This window comes from Amycolatopsis magusensis, assembly GCF_017875555.1.
In the GTDB taxonomy this organism is placed as follows: domain Bacteria; phylum Actinomycetota; class Actinomycetes; order Mycobacteriales; family Pseudonocardiaceae; genus Amycolatopsis; species Amycolatopsis magusensis.
This window is the reverse complement of the sequence record NZ_JAGGMS010000001.1, coordinates 1,234,040-1,254,688: the sequence shown is the minus strand read 5'-3', so window position 1 is coordinate 1,254,688 and position 20,649 is coordinate 1,234,040. Positions and strand designations below refer to the sequence as shown.

Here is a 20,649-nt window from a genome sequence, read left to right as displayed (position 1 = left end):
GGACAGGGGAGGCGCGGGTGAGCGAGCCGGGGTTCACGGAGCTGGAATCCCTCGGCGACGGCAACTTCGGCCGCGTGGTCCTGGCCCGCCAGGACCGCACCGGCGCGGTGGTCGCCATCAAGTACCTCTTCGACTGGTTCCCGCTCGACGACTTCCGCCCGGAAGCCGCCCGCTGGCAGGGCCTGAACAGCCGGTTCATCGTCCAGTTGCACGAGTTCATCGAGCGCGCCGAGACCGCGGCGCTGGTGATGGAGGCCGTGCCGGGCGTTTCGCTGGAGCGACTGATCAAGGAGAACGGCGCGCTGCCGCCGGAGGCCGCGCTCACCGTGTTCAAGGACACCCTGCTGGGCTTGGCCGACGCGCACGCCGCCGAACTGGTGCACCGCGACGTCAAGGCGAGCAATGTGCTGGTGACCGACGAGGGTCACGTCAAGCTGGTCGACTTCGGCACCGCCGCGCTGGCCGGTGAGACCGGCACCCCGGCCGCCGACATCTACGCCGCCACCTGCGTGTTCTTCGAATGCCTCACCGGCCACCCGCCGTACGAAGCCGAGGACCCGGACGCGCTGCTGCACCTGCACCGCTACGCGCCCATCCCGTTCGGCGAGGTCCCGGAACCGCTGTGGACGCTGCTCAACTGGGGCATGGCGAAGGATCCGGCGTACCGGCCGGCCAACGCCGAGCAGTACGCCGACGTGCTGGAGAAGGTGGCGACCGACACCTACGGCAAGAAGTGGGAGCGCCGGGGCCGCGAGCTCCTGACCGCCGCGCCCGCCGAACCGCCGCCGTCCGGGATGCTGCTCAAGAGCGGCGCGGCCGTGCTGGGCCTGGCGGTGGTCGCCGCCGGGGTGGTCTTCGTGGTGACCGCGGAGGAGGACCCGCCCCCCGCCGGCCCGCCCCAGCCGCTGCAGCAGGTGCTGACCGTCGCCGTCGAACCGGTGTCCGAGCGGGAAGCCACGTTCACCATCGAAGGCGAAGTCGTCCGGGTCACCGGCTACCTGGATCCCGTCGTCGGCGAACGGGTGAACCAGGCGCTGCGGCAACCCTTCGACGACCACCGCGAGAACTCACGCGCCGTCTACGCGGACGGGAAGCTCGCGGGCAAGGCGTCCACCTCGAAACCCCGGATCGTGCTGGAGACCGAGGAACTGCTGTCCGTCCGCTACGACAACGACTACGGCGGCGAACGGCCGTACACGCAGACCACCACCATCGCGCTCAAGGACGGCAGACCGCTGGGCGTGCGCGAGATCCTGGCCCCGGAAGCCTTCACCGCCACCGGGCTCACCCAGTTGTCGCAGCGGCTCGACCTCGACCGCATCTGCGACGACCAACCCGGCTTCACCCGCGAAAAGCCCCTCGGCGTCAGTGATTTCGACGACGCCCGGCCGAACACGGGCTCCGGCGTGGAGATCGCGCTCGCCCCGGACGGCGTGGTCTTCGCGCTGCACCCCGAAGCCCGCCCCGGGCGTCCCGCCTGCAAACCCGAAACCGTGCTGCTCCCGTACGCGCGGATGACCGACCTGCTCTCCCCGGAGGTACTCAAACTGCTCCCCGACCAGCGGCTGGTGCCCCCACCGCCGACCACGACGACCCCGCCGCCGAAGGACGAGGCGTTCCGCTTCGGCCCGCTGAACCTCCGCCTGCCGACCCGGTTCTCCCTGCAGAACCAGGGCCTGGAGAAGGTGGTGGTGGACGGCACCGGCTGCGCCGATCCGAAGCGGTACTTCAACTGCAAGTACTTCCTCGTCACCGACAACACCCAAGCCAGCGAGGAACAGCCGAAGTACGAGCCGGGCAAGCCGTACGTGCGCAGCGCGGCGGGCCGCGCGTGCAACGCCGCCGGTCGCAAGGACCTCAAGCAGGAAGGCGCGGCGACGCTGGTGGAGAGCTCCACGGTGAAGATCGGCGACCAGGACGCGACCTACGAGAAGTGGTCCGTGCAGTGCGTCGAGCCCGGTGGTGCCGAAGCCGAGGCCGAGCTGACCCAGCGGATCTGGTTCGTGCCGTCGAAGAACTACGTGATCACCGACGAGTGGGGGGTGGCCGACCTCGACGCGGCTCTCGCCAAGGCGGTCTGGCGGTGAGCGAATGGGCACTTCCCGGCTTCACCGAACTGAAAGCACTGGGGAAAGGCGGTTTCGGCCGCGTCGTGCTGGCACGCCAGGACGGCACGGGCGCGGAGGTCGCGATCAAGTACCTGTACGCCGAGCACCTGGCCGACCCGCGCCTGGTGGACGCCTTCCGCCAGGAGGCACGCGTGCTCGCGCAGGTGGTCAGCCCGCACGTGGCCAAGCTGCACGAGTTCGTCGAGACCCCGCAGGGCGCGGCGATCGTGATGGAGGCCGTGCCCGGCGTCCCGCTCAGCGCGATCCTGACCGCGGAAGGGCAGCTCGCGCCCGAGGCCGCGCTGGTCGTGTTGAAGGGCTCGCTGCTGGGGTTGTCCGCCGCGCACGCCGCCGGGGTGGTGCACCGCGACTACAAACCGGACAACGTGCTGGTGCGGCCGGACCGCCAGAGCAAGCTGGTCGACTTCGGCATCGCCGTGCTGGCCGGGGAAACCGGGCTGTCCGTCGGCACGCCCTCGTACATGGCGCCCGAGCAGTGGGCCGGGAACGCGGCCACGCCCGCCACCGACGTCTACGCGGCGACCTGCGTGTTCTTCCAGTGCGTCACCGGCCATCGGCCGTTCGAGGCGGACGACCGCGAGGTGCTGCGCAACCTGCACACCCACGCGCCCATCCCGGTCGGTGAGCTGCCGAATTCGCTGTCCGGCCTGCTGACCCGTGGCATGGCGAAGGAGCCCGCGGCCCGGCCGGGAACCGCGGCGATCTTCCTGGCCGAGCTGGAAGCCACCGCCGTCGCCGCGTACGGCCACGACTGGGAAAGCCGCGGCTGGACCCGGCTGGCGCAGCGTGCGGGCGCCCTGCTCGCGGTGTCCCCGCTGGCGATGCTCGCGGGGGCGACGATGCTGGCGCCCGCCGGAGCGGGTGCGAGTGCGGGTGCGGTCGCCGGATCGGGTGGTGTGGTCGCCGCGGGCGCCGGTGGTGGCCTGCTGGTGAAGGCTGGCGCGATCCTGGCCGGTGCGGCACTGGTCGGCACCGGCGCGGTCATCGTGGTCAACACGACCACCGGCGACGACGAGCCGCCCCCACCGCCCGCGGTCGAACGGGTCGCGATGACCGCCGACGTGCGCACCCGCACGGAGAACTTCGGCACCTTCGACTTCGAGGGCCAGTTCGTGGCGATCAGCGGGCTCGCCGACCCGGTGCTGCAGGACCGGGTCAACCAGGCGCTGATGGGCCCGGTCGACGGCTGGATCGAGTACGTCCGCCAGGTGGGCACCGATCCCGCGACCGACACCCCGCACCTGACCACGCAGGCGGAGATCCGGCGGCAGGACGAACGAGTGCTCTCGGTGCGCTACACCCGGACCATCGAGTCCACGCAGTTCGGCAACCGCGGCGGGTTCAGCATCCGCGGGGTCACCGTGGACCTGACGACCGGCGAAGTGCTCGACGCGCCGAAGGTGTTCGCCGACGCCGCGGCCACCCAAGCCGGGGCCACCGCACTGGAGGAACGCCTGCTCGCGCGCTCACCCGGCGGTTTCTGCGGTGGGGTGCCCGACGAGGAACGTCGACCGCTGGAACCGCAGCACCTGACCGAGCCCTACACCGCGGGCGACGGCGACCCGGCGGTCCAGGCGATCTTCGCCGCCGACACGGTGGAGTTCAACGTGTACGGCCCGGCCTTCGGCGGCCCGATGGCCTGCGACCACGTCCCGGTCGTCGTCCCGTACGCCGAGGTGGCCGACCTGATGACCGCGGAAGCCGCCGCCCTGCTGAACCGCGGCGGACCGGCCCCCACCCAGCGGGTCGACCTGGGCTCCTTCACCCTCGAAGTGCCGGCGGAGTGGCGGCGGGCCGACCTGGGGAGCACCGGCCTGCTCCTCGCCCGGTCTGCCGACTGCGTGCTGGACGGCTGCCCCGGGGTGCGGATCATCTACGGCACCACCGACGAACACGTGCCGGGGCACTTCTGCGACGAGGCGGGCGCGCCGGACCAGGTGAGCACCGGGGCCGAGCGGATCAAGCAGGACCTGCGGCCCATCGGCACGAAGAAGGCCGCCTACGAGGAATGGCGCGTCACGTGCTCGGGTGGCGCGAGTTTCGTGGAACGGTCGTGGGTGCTGCCGAAGACCGGCATCATCTTCGTCGACGCCTGGAACACGCCCGGGCTGGACCGGATCCTGGAGAGTGCGATGTGGCGGTGAGCGGCGAATGGGCGCTGCCGGGGTTCACCGAGGTGGACCGCCTGGGGGAGGGCAGCTTCGGCCGCGTGGTGCTGGCCAGGCAGGACCGGACCGGGCACCTGGTGGCCATCAAGTACCTCTTCGCCCGGCACCTCGACGACCCGCGGCTGGTGGACGCCTTCCGCCAGGAGGCACGGGTGCTGTCGCAGGTCATCAGCCCGCACGTGGCGCGCCTGCACGAGTTCATCGAGACCCCGCAGGGCGCGGCGATCGTGATGGAGGCCGTGCCCGGGGTGCCGCTGCGCGAGATCCTGAGGTCCGACGGCACGCTCGACCCGGAGGCCGCGCTGGCGGTGCTGAAGGGCTCGCTGCTCGGGCTGTCCGCCGCGCACCACGCCGGCATCGTGCACCGCGACTACAAACCGGACAACGTGCTGGTCGACGCCCAGCGCCAGAGCAAGCTGGTCGACTTCGGCATCGCCGTGCTCGCCGGGCAGGCGGGGCTTTCCGTCGGCACGCCCGCGTACATGGCGCCCGAGCAGTGGTCCGGGAACACGGCCTCGCCCGCGACGGACGTCTACGCGGCGACCTGCGTGTTCTTCCAGTGCGTCGCCGGGCACCGGCCGTTCGAAGCGGACAGCACCGAGGTGCTGCGCAACCTCCACGCCCACGCGCCCATTCCGTTCGGCGAGGCGCCGGAACCGGTGCGCGGGCTGATCACCCGCGGCATGGCGAAGAACCCGGCCGAGCGGCCCGCGTCCGCCGACGCGTTCCTGACCGAACTGGAGTCGACCGCGGTCGCCGCGTACGGACGGGACTGGGAGGAACGCGGCTGGGGCAGGCTCGCGCAACGCGCGGGCGCGCTGCTGGCGTTGTCGCCGCTGGCCATGCTCGCGGGCGCGTCGGTGGTGGCCCCGGCCGGTGCGGGAGCGGCCGCGGTCGCCGGTTCCGGTGGCGTGGCCGCCGCGGGCGCCGGGGGCGGCGTGCTGGTGAAGGCGGGCGCGATCCTGGCGGGCGCGGCCCTGGTCGGCACCGGTGTCGTCGTGGTGGTGGCCAACTCCGGTGAGGAGCCGCCGCCGGTGGTGCAGAACGTCGCGTTGCAGGTCAACACCAACACCACCACGGACCGGGCGCCGGGGTCCACTGTGGACGTCAACGCGCAGTTCCTCACCGTCAACGGCGGCAGTGACCCGGCCGTGGTGCAGCGGATCAACAACGCGCTGCGCGAGCCGGTGGACCGCTGGGTCGCCTACATCAGCCGGTCCGCGCCGGAGTGGGGCCCGAACACCGAGGGCCCGCCGTCGATCGGCACCGATGCCACCATCGGCCTGCACAACGACGACCTGCTGTCCGTCCGCTACACCCACAAGGTGGCCAACCCGCCGCACTCCACCTGGACGTTCAAGACCTCGGCACTGACCTTCGACCTGCACACCGGCGACCTGCTGAACCCGGACAAACTCCTGCGCCCGGAGAAGCTGAACCCGCCGGGCATGGCGGAGCTGGCCGAGGTGCTGTGGCCGGGCGGTGACCCGTGCGGGGAGAAGACCGGCACGCCGGCGATCCCGGTCGACACGCTGACCGACCCCGATTCCATCGAGCGGCCGGTCGAGGCGCTGCTGACCCCGGACGGCGTCGAGTTCGCCATCGAGATGCAGTCGTTCGGCGGCTCCACGGCATGCGGGGTCGACGAGACCAAGGTGTCCTACGACAGCCTCGGCGGCCTCTTCGCGCCCGGCGTGCTGGCGAAGGTCGACGCCGTGCCGCCGTCCAGCGCGCCGCCGTCCAGCCGCACCACCGGCGCCGCGGTGAAGCTCGATGTGGGGCCGCTCACCCTCGAGGTGCCACCGACCTGGACGCGGCGTTCGCAGGGTTTGGAACAGGTGATCGTCGACGCCGCGGAATGCGCGGATCCGGTGAAGTACTTCAACTGCCGGTACTTCATGGTGACCGACAACACAAAAGCGAATGCCGAACAACCCGCATATGTGCCGGGAAAGCCTTATCGGCGCAGCTCGAACGGTCGCGCCTGCAATGCCGCCGGTCGCAAGGACCTGTGGCAGAACGGGAATCACACCCTGCAAGAGGCCACCGAAACCCAGGTCGGCGGGCGTCCGGCTCGGTTCGAGCGGTGGACCGTGGAATGCGTTCCACGCGACGCGAACGGCGGTGTCGGAGAGGTGCGGGTGACCCAGCGAATCTGGTTCGTGCCGGACTCCGACGTGGTGATCGTGGACGAGTGGGACGTGCCGGGACTGGCCGGGATGCTCAATTCCGCGGAATGGAACTGAGCCCGGCGAAGCGGCCGCTCAGCGGCTCCTCACCCGTCCGGCGGCACCGTGGGACCGAAGTCCGATGACCGTTGGTCGACCGGTCACCGATGGCTGACTGCCGCCGATCGCAGGTGACCGGTTGACGTGGCGCTCTCACCGGAGGGCCCTGGTACCAAATCCATGTGCCTCTTTTCACGAGGCGCACCAGGACTCGCGACGACAGGAAGAGGAGGCGGACCCGTGGCGGTGACACCAGGAGAGGTCGCGGTGACCGGCGGTGCGAACGGCACGCGGTCGTTGCCCAGCCGCGTCGTGCCGCCGCACCAGCTGCCCTCGACGGCCGACGAACTCGCCACCGAAGCCGCCGCGCGGCTCGGCTGGCACGGCGTGGTGCTGCCCGAGACCCGCCTGCTCGGCCGCAAGGTCAACCTGGTGGCCCGGCTGCGCACGGTGCCCCACGCCGAGCGCATCGCGATGGGCGTCGGCCCGGTCATCGACCGCGCCGTGGTGGACACCTGGACCTGGCCCGAATTCGTCGGCAGCGCGCCGGCCGCCGCGGTGGAGATCGTCGGCGTGCTCACCGTGCAGCGCCACTGGCGGACCGGTGTGGCCGCGCTGGGGCCGTTCGCCCGCTACGGCGAGACCGCGATGGTCCTGCCCTCGGCCGCCACGCTGACCGAGGACTACGTGGACAACTGCCTGCCGCGCGCCCGCACGTACGGCATGGCCGTGCTGACCGCCGACGAGGAGGCCAAGGTCCAGACCGACCTGCTCGGGCACAGCGAGCGGCTGCTGGTCACCGGGGACCCGATCTCCCGCTGGATCAACGAGGTCGCCTACGAGCTCCTGCTCGCGCACGACATCCCCGCTGCCGTCGACTGACTTTCCGCCTAGGGTCGGTGGCATGCGAGTTGTGATTGCCGGCGGACACGGACAGATCGCGCTGCGGCTGGAGCGGCTGCTCGCCGCGCGCGGTGACCACGCGGTCGGCCTCATCCGGAGTGCGGAACAGGCGGCCGACCTGCGTGACTCCAGCGCGGAACCGGTGGTGCTCGACCTGGAGAACGCCGAGGTGGACGCCGTCGCCGAGGTCCTGCGGGGCGCGGACGCCGCGGTGTTCGCCGCCGGGGCAGGCCCGGGCAGCGGCACCGCCCGCAAGGACACCGTCGACCGCGGGGCCGCGGCGCTGTTCGCCGAGGCCGCCGAGCGGGCCGGGGTGCGGCGCCACGTCCAGGTGAGCGCGATGGGCCTGGACCGCGCCGACGACCCCGGCATGGACGAGGTGTTCGCGGTCTACCTGAAGGCCAAGGCCGCCGCCGAGGACGACCTGCGGGCGCGTGACCTGGACTGGACCATCCTGCGCCCGGGCCGCCTCACCGACGACCACGGCACCGGCCAGGTCCACCTGGCCGAGTCCGTCGACGGCGGCGACGTCACCCGCGACGACGTGGCCGCCGTGCTGGTCGCCCTGCTGGACGAGTCACGCACCATCCACCGGACCCTCGAACTCGTCGAAGGCCACACGCCGATCGATGAGGCCCTGGAAAGGATCTAGTCGCGCGCCAGCGCGCCCGTTGAGGGCGGTGGTGGGCTGGCGGGTGGGAGGATTTAAGTGATGGGACCCAGTACTCGGTCCAGGTAGTCGTTGGTGAACACCCCGCTGGGGTCGACTTCCTTGCGCACCTTGAGGAAGTCGTCGAAGTGGGGATACCGCTCACGCAGCGCGCTCGCGTCGAGGTTGTGCATCTTGCCCCAGTGCGGCCGTCCCCCGGCCGCGCTCGCGATCTTCTCGAACGCGGCGAAGTACTCGCGGTAGGGCATCCCGACGAACTGGTGGATCGCGATGTAGGCGGAGTCGCGGCCGTGCGCGGTCGACAGCCAGATGTCGTCGCCCGCGGCCACCCGCACCTCCACCGGGAAGGCCACCGGGTTCTCCAGCTTCGGCACCAGCGCGCGCAGTTCACCGAACACGTCGTGCAGGGACTCACGCGGGATGGCGAACTCCGACTCGACGAACCGGACCCCGCGATGGGTGACGAAAACCCGGTGCGAGGTGTCGCTGTACTCGCGCGCGGACAACACGGACGACGCGAACTTGCCGAGCGGCTTCACCAGCTTGGGCACGGTGCGCCCGATCCGGCACAGCGCCCCGAACGCGGTGTTCTCCATGATCCGGTAGTCGACGAACTGCCGGGTCCGGCTCAGCGGCTCGGGTTCGGTGCCCGCCGGTTGCCGGTTGTTGCGCTTGACCAGCGCGTCGCGGCCGTAGGGGAACCAGTAGAACTCGAAGTGGTCGTTGGCGTCGGCCTGGTCGTGGAAGGACTCGAGCACGCCCTCCAGCGGTTCGGCGCGTTCCTCGGCGGCGAGCACGTAGGCCGGTTCGCACTGCAGGGTGACCGTGCTGATCACCCCCAGCGCGCCGAGGCCGACGCGGGCGGCGTGGAACAGCTCCGGCCGCCGGTCCGCCGAGCAGCCGACCACCGTGCCGTCGGCCAGCACCAGTTCCAGCGCGGCGATCTGCGTGGCGATCCCGCCGAAGCGCGCACCGGTGCCGTGCGTGCCGGTGGAGATGGCGCCGGCGATGGTCTGCGCGTCGATGTCACCCAGGTTGGTCATGGCCAGGCCGAGCCGGTCGAGCTCGGCGTTCAGCTCGCGGAGCGTGGTGCCGGAACGCACGGTGACGCGCTTGGCTTCGAGGTCGACCGAGGCGACGCCGGTCCAGTGGACGAGCGAAAGCGCGTCGGAATCGGCGACCGCGATCGGGGTGAAGGAGTGGCCGCTGCCCAGCGCGCGCACGCGACGCCCGTCGACCGCGACGTCGGTCACGGCTTCGGAGATTTCCGCGAGGCCACGCGGTTTGTGCACGCGTTGCGGGCTGGCCGTTGCGGTCCCGGCCCAGTTCGTCCACCGTGTCATCAACTGATCCCGTCGCTGGATGGCGTAAGCGAACGATAAGTGAATAGTATTCGCGTTTCAAGCCTGTTTGTCGTACCGTACTGGGGGTGAACCTCCCTGACGCCACGGCGTTCGAGCTGGCGACGAAGGACCTCGATCCGCCGCTGGCGATCGTCGACCTCGCCGCCTTCGACGCGAACGCCGACGACCTCGTGCGACGGGCGAGCAAGCCCATCCGCGTGGTGAGCAAGTCGGTGCGCTGCCGGACGCTGCTGGAGCGGGTGCTGGCGAAGCCGGGGTTCCGCGGCGTGATGAGCTACTCGCTGGCCGAGGCGTTGTGGCTGGTCGAGTGCGGCACGTCGGAGGACATCGTGGTCGCCTACCCGACCGTGGACCACGCCGCCCTGCGCCGCCTGGCCGCCGACGACCGCGCCCGTGCGGCGATCTCGATCATGGTGGACTCGCCGGAGCACCTGGACGTGGTCGACTCGGCGCTGGGACTGGAGCACCCGGAAATCCGCGTGTGCCTGGAACTGGACGCGTCGTGGCGCCCCCTGCGGTCACTGCACGTCGGCACCCGGCGATCACCGGTCTTCACGCCACGCCAGGCCCGCGACTTCGCCGCGACCATCGAGCGGCGGCCGGGTTTCCGGCTGGTCGGCATGATGGCCTACGAAGGCCAGATCGCCGGTTTCCCGGACGCGACCGGGGGACGCGCGCAGTCGACCGTGGTGCAGTGGATGCAACGGAAGTCAGCGGCCGAGTTGCTGCGCCGCCGCGGTGCGGCAGTGCGCGCGGTGCGTGAGGTCGCGGACCTGGAGTTCGTCAACGGCGGCGGAACCGGAAGCGTCGAAGTCACCGGCTCGGACGCCTCGGTCACGGAAATCGCCGCAGGCTCAGGCCTGATCGGCCCCACCCTGTTCGACGGCTACACCCGCTTCCACCCCCGCCCGGCGGCTTTGTTCGCACTCCCGGTGGTCCGCAAACCCACCCGGAGCATCGCCACCCTGTTCTCGGGCGGCTATGTCGCTTCAGGCCCGGCGCAACCTTCGCGCCTGCCCTCGCCCTACCTGCCCGCAGGCCTGAAACTGCTGGGCCTGGAAGGCGCCGGCGAAGTACAAACCCCGGTAACCGGCAAAGGCGCCCGCTCCCTGAACGTCGGCGACCGAGTCTGGCTACGGCACGCCAAAGCCGGGGAACTGGCGGAACGCTTCACCCACTACCACCTGATCCAAGGTGACCGCGTGGACCAAACCGTCCCCACCTACCGAGGCGAACACCAAAACTTCGGCTGACGCCCATCCGTCCAAGGGACCTTCAGCCCCCCGCCGCTTCCGGCGAATCCCCTCCGCCCCAAGGGACCTCACTCCAACCCCCACCGCTCCCTGGGGGGCGTCCCCGGGCTCCACTCTACTCGGAGGCGGGTTGGGGGCTCTGGGAATTGGCGGGGTTGTCCACAAGGGGTGTTTCGCTGTGGATGAATGAGAGTGGGGCTTGACAATGGGGGGGCATGCATGGGATGGCTCCCGTCCCGGTCTTTTATTGTGACTACGGCGAGGTTTTCTTTGTCAAGGCGGGAGAGCGTGCCTTGACAAAGAAAACCTCGCCGTGTTTTTGGCTGTGGACCGGGGTGAGGAGGGGGGTCTGGGTGGTGGCTTGGCTTGGGTTCCCGGGTTCCTGGAAATGATCGGGAGGGTTCTGTGGCCTCGGATTTTGAGACCCGGCTCGCGGAATCAGGGCTGGTACCGGATTTGGAAGCGCGCGGGTTCGAAGCGGCTTCCTCTACTCTCCCAGGCGGCTGGCCAGGTAGGTTTTGATCAGGTACTTCGTTTCCTCCACCACTTCCGCGTCCCCGTTCGGGTCGCGGTGGAAGGCCAGTTTCAGCAGCGAGTCCGCGGCTTCGTTCGCGATGGCGATGGCGAACCAAAGGCGTTCCTGCGGCACATCCAAGTAGTTCGAAAGCAATTCGGTGAGCGCGTCCGCGATGACGCGGTTGTTGTCCCGGCTTTCGTCCAGCAATTGCCGGTCGACGACATCGCCGAAGTGGACTTTGGAGAAGCCTGGCACATTTCGGTGCATGTCCAGGTAGATGTCCAGGATGGAGTCGACGACGTCCCACCAGTGCGAGTGCTCGACCCCGCTCAGGCGTTCCCCGATGGCGGCCATGAACCGGTCCAGGTTCCGCTGGGTGAGCGCCTGCACCACGGCCCGCTTGTCCGGGAAGAACTGGTACAGCGAGCCCACTGCCACGCCGGCGCGCTTGGCGATCAGCGTGGTGGTCAGCGATTCGTAGCCGATCTCGTCGATCAGCGCGGCGCCGGCGTCCAGCATCTGCTCGACGCGCTTGGCGCTGCGCTGCTGCACCGGTTGCCGGCGCAGTGCGGTGGTTTCCCCGTGTGCCTTGTTCTCGGACACGTCCTGCTCCTCCCAGCCGCAACGCCCCGGCATTCGATCTTGCCGATGTCGCTCCCCGCTGGTCAGGACCCTACCGCGTACGCACCCTTCCCCCCGGTCGAGGGAACGGGTTAGGATATGAGAACTATTCACGTTACCCCGAGCGGGAAAGCGAGTAGCTGGTGGAGAACCCGATCTTCCCGCCCGGCTTCCGCTGGGGCGTGTCCACCTCGGCCTTCCAGATCGAGGGCGCGGTCACCGAGGGCGGTCGCGGACCGTCCATTTGGGACACGTTCACCGCGACACCGGGAAAGGTGGCCCGTGGCGAACACGCCGGGGTCGCGGCCGATCACTACCACCGCTACCGCGAGGACGTCGCGCTGATGGCCGACCTCGGCGTCGACGCCTACCGGTTCTCCTTCGCCTGGCCCCGCATCCAGCCGACCGGCAAGGGCGCCCCGGAACCCCGCGGCCTCGGCTTCTACGACCGCCTGCTCGACGAGATCTGCGCGGCGGGCATCGATCCGGTCGCCACGCTCTACCACTGGGACACCCCGCAGGCCCTCGAAGACGCCGGCGGTTGGCTCGCTCGCGAGACCGCTGAGCGCTTCGGCGAGTACGCCGAAATCCTCGGTACGCACTTCGCCGATCGGGTGAAGATGTGGATCCCGCTCAACGAGCCGATGGTCATGTCGATCTTCGGGTACGCGATCGGCGAGTACGCGCCCGGCCAGACGCTGCTCCTCGGCGCAATTCCCACCGCGCACCACCAGCACCTCGCGCACGGGCTCGCGGTCAAGGCCCTCCGCGCGGCCGGCGCGCAGACCATCGGCACGGCGAACAACCACTCGCCGATCTGGCCCGCCACGGATTCCGACGCCGACCACGAGGGCGCGCGCAGGCTCGACGCGCTGCTCAACCGCCTCTTCGCCGACCCCGTGCTGCTCGGCAGCTACCCCGAAGAATTCCACGAGCACCTGCCCGCCGGGTTCGCCGACGACCTGCCCACGATCACCCAGCCGATCGACTTCTACGGCGTCAACTACTACGAACCGCAGGGCGCCGCCGGGCCGGGCGAGGGCAATCCGCTGCCGTTCGAGCTTCGCCCGATCGAGGGTTATCCGAGGACCAGCAACGACTCGCCGATCGTCCCCGACGGGTTCCGCGAACTCCTGCTGCAACTCAAGGACCGCTACGGCGACCGCCTCCCGCCGATCCACATCACCGAGAACGGCTGCAGCTTCGCCGACGAGGTCACGCCCGACGGCCGCGTGCCCGACCCCGAGCGCGTCGACTTCCTGCGCGACCACCTCTGGGCGGTGCGCGCCGCGATGGACGCCGGTGTCGACGTGCGCGGGTACTTCGTCTGGTCCCTGCTCGACAACTTCGAGTGGTCCAAGGGCTACGCGCCCCGCTTCGGCCTGGTGCACGTCGACTACGAGACCCAGGCCCGCACCCCGAAGGACTCGTTCTCCTGGTTCCGCGAACTGATCGCGGCCCATGGACACTAGGCCCGACGCCCTCGCCGAACCGACCACCCGGGTCCGCCCCGGCTGGACCGCGCTGCTGTTCTTCGCGAACTTCGGCCTGTGGCTGGGTTTCTACGCCCCCATTCAGGTGTTGCTACCGCGGCAGGCGGAGCTGCTCGACGCGGCGGGCAAGGAACTGGTGTTCGGCATCGTGACCGGCGTCGGCGCGTTCGTCTCGCTGATCGCCAATCCCGCCATCGGCCTGCTCTCGGACCGGACCACCTCGCGCTTCGGCCGCCGCCACCCGTGGACCGTGGCGGGTGCGGCGCTCGGCGCCGCCGGGCTCGCGCTGCTGGCCGTCGCGCCGAACGTGCTGGTGATGACGATCGGCTGGTGCCTGGTCCAGGCCGGGTTGAACGGCATGCTCGCCACGCTGACCTCGGCGCTGCCCGATCGGGTGCCGGTCGGGCAGCGGGCGCAGATCGGCGGCTTCATCGGCATCAGCCAGATGTTCGGCACCGTGCTCGGCGCGGTTTTGGTCACCGTGCTCGTCACCAGCCTGGCCGGCGGATACCTCGTCTGCGCGCTCGTCGTACTCGCGGGCGCCGCGGTGTTCGTGCTGCGCACGCCGGACGCCGCACTGCCCGCCGCCTGGCGGCCGGGCGGTTCGCTGCGGGAACTGCCGAGCCGGATGTGGATCTCGCCGCGGCGGCACCCGGACTTCGCGCGGGCGTGGGGCTGCCACTTCCTGATCGGCCTCGGCAACGCGCTCGGCACGCTCTACCTGCTGTTCTTCCTCAAGGACGCGGTCGGCCACCCCGACCCGGACACCGGCCTGCTGGTGCTCATGGGGCTGTACGGCCTCGCGTTGATCGTCGGCGCGCTCGGCGCCGGGGTGCTGTCGGACCGCTCCGGCCGCCGCAAGCCGTACGTCGTCTGGGCCTCGGCCGCGATGGCGCTGGCCGCGCTGCTGCTCGTCTTCTCGCAGACCTGGGTCGCGGCGCTGTTCGCGGCTCCGCTGCTCGGCATCGGCTTCGGCACCTACTGGGCGGTGGCGATGGCGATCCTGACGCAGGTGCTGCCCGCCGCGCAGGACCGGGCGAAGGACCTGGGCGTGGTCAACATCGCGAACGCGCTGCCGCAGGTGGTGGCGCCACTGCTGGCGACCGCGATCCTGGCCGGATTCGGCGGCTATCCCGGATTGTTCGCGGCGTCGGCGGTGGCCACGCTGCTCGCCGGATTCGCGGTCACCCGGATCCGATCAGTGCGCTGACCAGAAGCGGATATGGGACCGCGGACCGGTGCCGGTCGGGGGAGGGGGAGTGCAACGGCACCGGTCCGCGGGGTTTCGGGGCCCGCTCGGGAGTGCGGGGAACACCACGGGTTGCGTTATGCAATTTTGGGCCCGTGGGCTTGATGCTCACGTTAGCGTTCGATTACCGCGCTGGCTAGCCGGTTCACAGAAATTTTGCGATTAATCGCAGAACCGGTGGGGAGCCGGGGAGGTGGATGGCGGTCGACTCATCTCGCTCGGGGGTACGGATGAGCCGACCGCCGGTCGGGGGAGCCCGCGGGGGATCGGGCACCGGTGGGGGAGTCTCAGGTGGTGGCGACCGCTTGCCGCGGCGGGGTGACCAGCGCGTGGCGGCCGGGCGTGCGGTTCTCGGCGCGGTTCTGCGCCGGTACGCGACGGCCCTTGCCCTTCACGTCGGGCTGGGGCGCGAGCCCGCCTGCCACGAGGTGCTCGTGCGCCACCTGCCACACCGAGCACGGCGCCTTGCAGCGGTGCCACCGGGTGGAGCAGGTCGGGCAGTCACCGCGCTCGTCGGGCTCGTGGGCGCGGAGCATGGCGCGCCACCCTTCGGTCAGCCGCGGCAGCTCGGAACGGGCCACCGAGACCAGTGACTGCGCGTCGGCGCGGTTGGCGAGGTCGGAGAGCATGTCGAGGCGCTCCCACACGGCATTGCGGAGCACCTGCCCGAGGATCTGGTCCACCTGGAACTCACCGTTACCTTTCCGCCAGTTTGGCGGCTTCGTTGAGCGCGGTCCGGAGCTGGCCGAGCTGGCTGCCGGTCATCCGCGCGGTTTCCCCGGGCGGGCCGACCAGCACGACCTGGCTGTCGTCGACGAAGACCGTGACGCAGCGCTCGCGGTTGATCAGGTCACCGCACTGCACGCGCCACACGGTCTGGCCGCCCTCGTGCCGGCGGAGGTTCGCCGAACGGGGGTCGACCGCCTGGGGCACGGCACGCGGGACGGAAGAACGCACAGGGGTCACGGTGGCCGTACGACCTGTCGGGATCGAGTCCAGGAACTCCACCGGCTACTCCGCTCTGCTCGTCGCTCGTCGTATTCCGTGTTCTCGTAGCTCTCCGTGAAGGGCGGCCGCTGGCGGTCGCTGTCCGTGATCACCGGGGGTGCCGGAGTGCTCACGGAGAACTGCGATCTACATTGCGGTGAAAGCGAGGCGGAAAGAAGGCTGCACCGGCGTCATAGCGGCGACCGGCCAGACTTCCACGATAAGCGGTCGGCGGAGTTCGCCCGGGCCGATCAGACTCAACAATCGACGTTTCGCACGGTTGAATGGGTGTGCCTACGCTGTGGACAGACGCCCGACGGACTGTGAGGGGGCGCGAATGGACGCCATGAACAGCACGGAGTCCCACCAGGGACAAGCTGGTCATCCCATCCCGCCGACTGCTTGGGAGCAGCCGGAGATGCGAGAGGCGCTGGCCGCCCGCGAGATCAGCTCGGTCTACCGGCAGCTGCGCAAGCACGGTGTGTCCCAGCGCCAGATCGCCGCGATGACCGGCCAGTCGCAGTCCGAGGTGTCGGAGATCCTCAAGGGACGCCAGGTCATGGCCTACGACGTCCTGGTCCGGATCGCCGACGGCCTGGGTGTCGCCAGGGGATACATGGGCCTCGCCTACGACGAGGCCACGGCGATACAGGTCGTCGGCAACGCCGACGGCCGGCAGGCTGAGGAGGACGAGTCCGTGAAACGGCGGAAGTTCCTCGCGCACGCCGCGCAGGTCACCATGGGTGCAGCGGTCTTCGGACCGGCGTCCGAGGCTTGGGCGACGCGTCCCGCGAGGACACCGGCGCCTGGCCGGATCGGGATGACCGACGTCCGGCAGATGGAGGCGGCCACCCGGGCGCTGCGTGCGCTGGACTACCAGTACGGCGGCGGTTTCTGCCGCGACGCGGTGGTCGCGCAGCTGTCCTGGGGACAGCAGATGCTCGAATCCAGCGGTGCCGAACTGGTCAAGTCCCGGCTCTACGTGGCACTGGCCGATCTGCACAGCCTGGCGGGCTGGACCTCGTTCGACACCGGCCTGGTCGACTCGGCGCGCGGGCACTTCGCCAACGCGCTGGACCTGGCCAAGCAGGGCGACAACAACCCGCTGGTGGCCAACGTGCTGTATCGGATGGGCCGGGTCTACCTGCACCAGGACGCGCCCAACGACGCGCTCAAGCTGTTCCAGCTGGGCCAGATCGCGGCCCAGGAATCGGGCTCCGAGCTGGCGATCTCCGTGCTGTGCGCGAACCAGGCCTGGGCCTACGCGATGATGGGCAACGAGGAGCAGGCGCTCAAGCTGCTCGGCCGCACCAAGGACGAGTTCGCCCGTGCGGACATCGCCAACGCCGAGTCCTGGGTGCAGTTCTTCAACGAGACCGACGTCTACGCGATGATCGGCACGGTGCACACCGCGCTGGCCATCGAGGGCAAGGTGGACCACACCAAGTACGCGATCCCGGCGCTGACCAGGGCGGTCGAGGCCTACGGTGACGACATGGCCCGCAGCCGGGTGTTCAACCTCAGCGCGCTGGCCACCAACCACCTGCTCGAGGGCGACCTCGACCAGGGCGCGCGGGTGGGCGGCAAGGCGCTGGACGCGGCCGAGGGCCTGAAGTCGGCGCGGATCAAGGACCGCATGATGCCGCTGAAGGTCGAGGCCGAGCGGCGCCGGAACAACGCCGACGCCCGCGACCTCGCCGACCGGATCAACGCGTTCTACGCCGCCTGAGCGAGGCGGGCAGGACCGGTGACGGCGACCCTGGAAAGCGTCTTGGACGGCCGGTTCACCAGGGAGAAGCTGGACGGGGCGCTCGCGCAGGCGTGCGCCCTGCTCGGCGTGGAAGCACGCGGGGCGAAGCTGCTGCGGTTCACCAACAACGCGGTCTACTCGCTGGCGGGCGCGCCGATCGTGGTGCGCATCGTCGGGTCCCGCGCGCTGCGCCACCGCGCGTACAAGGTGGTCGAGGTGGCGCGGTACTTCGCCCGGCACGGCGTCCCGGCCATCCGCCTCTTCGGTGACCTGCCGCAGCCGCTGGAGCTGGGCGAACACCTGGTCACCGTGTGGGAGCGGGTGCCGGGCCAGGCCGGGCACGGCACGGCCGCCGACCTGGCCGCCCTGCTGCGGCAGGTGCACCGGCTCGACCCGCCCGACGGGGTCGGCGGGTGGGCGCCGCTGGACGACGTCCGCGCCCGCGTCGCCGACGCCGAGGAGCTGTCGGCCGGTGACCGGCGCTTCCTGCTGGACCGGTGCGCCGAGGTCGAAGAACAGCTGGCCGGGGTCGAGTTCGTGCTGCCGACCGCGCTGGTCCACGGCGACGCGCACCCGGGCAACGTGATCGCCGGGCCGGACGGGCCGGTGCTCTGCGACTTCGACTCGTCCTGCGCCGGTCCGCCGGAATGGGACCTGATCCCGCTGGCCGTCGGCCGTGAGCGGTTCGGTGACCCGGCCGGGCGCTACCGCGAGCTGGTGGACGGCTACGGCTTCGACGTCACCCGCTGGTCCGGCTTCCCGGCGCTGCGAGCGGCCCGCGAACTCAAGCTGACCACCAGCGTGCTGCCCATCCTGCGCAGCCACCCGTACGTCCGCGGGCAGCTGCGCATGCGCTTGGCCGACCTGCGTGCCGGCCGGACCGGCACCCGATGGAGTCGGTACCGCTGAACAGCGGTCAAAAATCGCGGACATTCAGCGACGGGGAATGACCGTTCGTCGTTTCTGTACGAACAGTGGGCTGCGGGTAGTGAATTCGGTCCGACTGATCACTCCACGGAAGAAGATTGGTTACGCAGAATGAACGTGCACTGATTACTCACGGCCACCGGAAACCCGGTCAAAGATCGTCCTGCCTGCTCAGGCGAGTGAGCGGAGCTCTTCCGCGAGCGGTTTCGCCTCGGGACGGTTGAGCTCTGTGTAAATGGGCAGCGCCGCTTCGTAACGCGACTTGGCCTCCGCGATATCCCCGGAGAGCTTCGCGACATCGCCGAGCGCGTGGATCGCCCGCGCTTGTTCGAAGGCGGATCCGGCCGATTCCATCGTGGCGAAGGCCGCGTCGAGCTGGGTGCGCGCTTCCTCGAACCGTTCGTCGTGCGCGAGCGCCCGCCCGAGGTCGATCTGGGCCCGTGCGCGGTTGTACTCGTCACCCTGCGCGTCGAGCAGCGACTTGGCCTGCTCGAGCCGGTCGACGGCCTCCGCCGCCCGCCCGGCCCTGACCAGCGTGGCGCCGAGGTTGACCAGCGCGAGGTTCACGTCGTGGGCGCGTTCGAGGCGGCGGGCGTAGGTCAGCTCCTCTTCGAAGTGGGTCAGCGCGTCCTCGACGCGGTCCTGGGCGAGCGCGACCAGGCCCAGTCCTTCGACGGACCGGATCGCGATCGCCTGGTCACCGCCGTCGGCCAGCGCCTGCTTGGCCGCCGTGTAGTACTCGACCGCCTCGTCGAACCGCCCGGCGCCACGGCAGGCGGCACCCGACCGGTTGAGCATCAGCGCCTTCGCCGAGGGGTTGCCCCACTGCTCGGCGCAGGTCACGCCCAGCTGGCTGACCGTGAGGAAGTCGCGGTAGTGCTTGCGGAGCAGGAACAGCGGCCACATCGCGGCGGCGAGCTGCCAGGCGAGTTCGGGCAGCTCCTGGGCCTGGGCGGCCTGGATGGCGGCGATCAGGTTGGGGCGCTCGCGCTCGAGCCAGGGCAGCGCGTCGTCGTTGCCGGGCAGCGACTCGGGGTCGGGGCCGCGGTCGCCGAACTCGTAGGGGATGCGGTCCTGGTCGGGGACGGTCAGCGTGTCCTCGGTGCGACGAGCGGCACGCAGGTACCACTCGAGGATGCGTCGGCGCGCGGCCTCGGCCTCCTCGGGATCCGCCGCGGCCTTGTCCTCGGCGTGCAGGCGCACCAGGTCGTGGAAGCCGAACCGGTCCTTCTGCGCTTCGAGCAGCCCGGACTGCACGAGCTCGCCGAGCAGCTCCTCGGTGTCGTCCACCGACCGCCCGGCGGCGCCGGTCGCCGCGCCGAGGCCGAATTCGGGCCCGGGGTGCAGGCCGAGCGCGCGGTAGAGCTGCGCCGCGTCCGGGGACAGGTCCTGGTACGAGAGGTCGAACGTGCTGGTCACCGAAAGGTTCTCCTTGTGGTCCGCCAAAGCCGCCAGCCGCAATCGTTCCAGCTGGGCGACGGCTCGTGCAGAGGAGAGGTGGGGCTGGTTGGCAAGTTTCACGCCGAGGACGTGCAGGGCGATGGGCAGCCCGTCGCAAAAGCTGACCATCTTCTTGAGGTGCGGATCGGCCTCGTCGGTGCGTTCGTCGTCGACGATCGCGGAGAGCAGCTGGATGCCGTGGCCGTGGTTGAACTTGGTCAGTTCGAGGCGCCGCGCACCATGGCTGGCCCGCAACCCGCCGAGGCGGAAACGGCTGGTCACGAGCACGATGCTGCCGGGCGCGGAGGGGACGAGCGGGGCGACCTGGTCGGAGGAGACGGCGTCGTCGAGCACCACCAGCAGCGGGCGGCCGGCGGTCTCGGTGCGGTACATCGCCTTGAGGTCGTCGAGCCCGGCTGGCTGCTTCTTGGCGTCGATGCCGAACGCGACGAGGAAGCGCTTGAGCAATTCACCCGTATCGGTGGGTCCGGTGGCGTTGAAGGCGCCGAGATCGGCGTAGAGCTGGCCGCGCGGGAAGCGGTCGCGCACGCGGTGCACCCACTGGCGCGCCAGCGCCGACTTGCCGATGCCGCCGAGCCCGCAGAGCACCTGGACCACCGGCCGGTCACCCGGCTCGTCGAGCAACCGGTCGAGCACCGCGAGCTGTTCGGCGCGGTTGGTGAAGTGGGCCGGTGGCTGCTCCAGTTCCCTGGGTACCGCCGGTTCCGCCTCGGGCGATCGCCGTGGCGCCGGCGCGGTCGTGATCGGGGCCTGGCCGGTCGTCACACCTGCTCCTCCGCTGTGCACACGCGTGCTGACGTCAGAGCTTGGCGGCTCGGTTCCACCCCGGGCAATACAGTCGCCAGGAAGCAACCTTTCAGCCTAACGCAACTGGGCCGAACGCCGCCCCTCGATCCACAGGCACCACGCACATGTGGACAACTCCAGCG

At 70.4% G+C, this 20,649-nt stretch carries 15 protein-coding genes; 10 read left to right on the top strand and 5 right to left on the bottom strand.

Annotated elements, in window-relative coordinates:
* Window positions 1-17: 17 nt before the first annotated feature.
* From JOM49_RS05990 to JOM49_RS05970, 5 genes are all read left to right on the top strand, one after another.
* Window positions 18-2,087, top strand: coding sequence for a serine/threonine protein kinase (locus JOM49_RS05990; protein ID WP_209663357.1), 2,070 nt, complete (start codon window positions 18-20; stop codon window positions 2,085-2,087).
* The gene (locus JOM49_RS05985; protein ID WP_209663356.1) at window positions 2,084-4,273 is read left to right on the top strand and encodes a serine/threonine-protein kinase; all 2,190 of its coding nucleotides are present in this window, start codon (window positions 2,084-2,086) and stop codon (window positions 4,271-4,273) included. Before JOM49_RS05990 ends, JOM49_RS05985 begins: the two co-directional genes overlap by 4 nt.
* Window positions 4,270-6,543, top strand: coding sequence for a serine/threonine-protein kinase (locus tag JOM49_RS05980; protein WP_308158664.1), 2,274 nt, complete (start codon window positions 4,270-4,272; stop codon window positions 6,541-6,543). Before JOM49_RS05985 ends, JOM49_RS05980 begins: the two co-directional genes overlap by 4 nt.
* A gap of 222 nt (window positions 6,544-6,765) precedes the next feature.
* The gene (locus JOM49_RS05975; protein WP_209663354.1) at window positions 6,766-7,407 is read left to right on the top strand and encodes a hypothetical protein; all 642 of its coding nucleotides are present in this window, start codon (window positions 6,766-6,768) and stop codon (window positions 7,405-7,407) included.
* A gap of 22 nt (window positions 7,408-7,429) precedes the next feature.
* Window positions 7,430-8,080, top strand: coding sequence for an NAD(P)H-binding protein (locus JOM49_RS05970; protein WP_209663353.1), 651 nt, complete (start codon window positions 7,430-7,432; stop codon window positions 8,078-8,080).
* Between the two features lie 53 nt (window positions 8,081-8,133).
* Here JOM49_RS05970 and JOM49_RS05965 read toward each other — a convergent pair whose 3' ends face one another.
* On the bottom strand, window positions 8,134-9,441 hold the full coding sequence (locus JOM49_RS05965; RefSeq protein WP_209663352.1) for a D-arabinono-1,4-lactone oxidase: 1,308 nt from the start codon (window positions 9,439-9,441) through the stop codon (window positions 8,134-8,136).
* 86 nt (window positions 9,442-9,527) lie between these two features.
* Between JOM49_RS05965 and JOM49_RS05960 the strand changes: the two genes are divergently transcribed.
* Window positions 9,528-10,715, top strand: a complete 1,188-nt coding sequence (locus JOM49_RS05960) for an amino acid deaminase/aldolase (protein WP_209663351.1) — start codon at window positions 9,528-9,530, stop codon at window positions 10,713-10,715.
* Between the two features lie 487 nt (window positions 10,716-11,202).
* On the opposite strand, the gene JOM49_RS05955 is transcribed toward JOM49_RS05960, so the two are convergent.
* Window positions 11,203-11,868, bottom strand: a complete 666-nt coding sequence (locus tag JOM49_RS05955) for a TetR/AcrR family transcriptional regulator (protein WP_209663350.1) — start codon at window positions 11,866-11,868, stop codon at window positions 11,203-11,205.
* 128 nt (window positions 11,869-11,996) lie between these two features.
* Here JOM49_RS05955 and JOM49_RS05950 point away from each other — a divergent pair, with 128 nt between their 5' ends.
* Both JOM49_RS05950 and JOM49_RS05945 read left to right on the top strand, forming a co-directional pair.
* Window positions 11,997-13,325 (top strand): GH1 family beta-glucosidase, encoded by a 1,329-nt coding sequence (locus JOM49_RS05950; RefSeq protein WP_209663349.1) that lies wholly within the window; start codon window positions 11,997-11,999, stop codon window positions 13,323-13,325.
* On the top strand, window positions 13,315-14,556 hold the full coding sequence (locus JOM49_RS05945; RefSeq protein ID WP_209663348.1) for an MFS transporter: 1,242 nt from the start codon (window positions 13,315-13,317) through the stop codon (window positions 14,554-14,556). The genes JOM49_RS05950 and JOM49_RS05945 overlap by 11 nt, the downstream gene beginning before the upstream one ends.
* Before the next feature lie 326 nt (window positions 14,557-14,882).
* Here the strand turns inward: JOM49_RS05945 and JOM49_RS05940 are convergent, their stop codons facing one another.
* Together JOM49_RS05940 and JOM49_RS05935 are read right to left on the bottom strand one after the other, a co-directional pair.
* Window positions 14,883-15,278 carry a hypothetical protein gene (locus tag JOM49_RS05940; protein ID WP_209663347.1) on the bottom strand — a complete coding sequence of 132 codons (396 nt, stop codon included), beginning with the start codon at window positions 15,276-15,278 and terminating at the stop codon, window positions 14,883-14,885.
* 13 nt (window positions 15,279-15,291) lie between these two features.
* Window positions 15,292-15,552, bottom strand: a complete 261-nt coding sequence (locus tag JOM49_RS05935) for a hypothetical protein (protein ID WP_209663346.1) — start codon at window positions 15,550-15,552, stop codon at window positions 15,292-15,294.
* 367 nt (window positions 15,553-15,919) lie between these two features.
* On the opposite strand from JOM49_RS05935, the gene JOM49_RS05930 reads away from it, so the two are divergent.
* Both JOM49_RS05930 and JOM49_RS05925 read left to right on the top strand, forming a co-directional pair.
* Window positions 15,920-17,311 carry an NsdA family TPR-like regulatory protein gene (locus tag JOM49_RS05930; protein ID WP_209663345.1) on the top strand — a complete coding sequence of 464 codons (1,392 nt, stop codon included), beginning with the start codon at window positions 15,920-15,922 and terminating at the stop codon, window positions 17,309-17,311.
* Window positions 17,312-17,353: 42 nt separating this feature from the next.
* On the top strand, window positions 17,354-18,241 hold the full coding sequence (locus JOM49_RS05925) for a phosphotransferase enzyme family protein (RefSeq protein WP_209670868.1): 888 nt from the start codon (window positions 17,354-17,356) through the stop codon (window positions 18,239-18,241).
* Between the two features lie 189 nt (window positions 18,242-18,430).
* On the opposite strand, the gene JOM49_RS05920 is transcribed toward JOM49_RS05925, so the two are convergent.
* A complete protein-coding gene (locus tag JOM49_RS05920; RefSeq protein ID WP_308158663.1) occupies window positions 18,431-20,485 on the bottom strand; it encodes an ATP-binding protein in 2,055 nt (684 codons plus the stop codon).
* Window positions 20,486-20,649 lie beyond the last annotated feature (164 nt).

Excerpts from the sequence above, each read along its gene's own strand:
- JOM49_RS05970 (WP_209663353.1), top strand. The coding sequence starts at position 7,430 with ATGCGAGTTGTGATTGCCGGCGGACACGGACAGATCGCGCTGCGGCTG.
- JOM49_RS05965 (WP_209663352.1), bottom strand. The coding sequence starts at position 9,441 with ATGACACGGTGGACGAACTGGGCCGGGACCGCAACGGCCAGCCCGCAA.
- JOM49_RS05955 (WP_209663350.1), bottom strand. The coding sequence starts at position 11,868 with ATGCCGGGGCGTTGCGGCTGGGAGGAGCAGGACGTGTCCGAGAACAAG.
- JOM49_RS05945 (WP_209663348.1), top strand. The coding sequence starts at position 13,315 with ATGGACACTAGGCCCGACGCCCTCGCCGAACCGACCACCCGGGTCCGC.
- JOM49_RS05930 (WP_209663345.1), top strand. The coding sequence starts at position 15,920 with ATGGACGCCATGAACAGCACGGAGTCCCACCAGGGACAAGCTGGTCAT.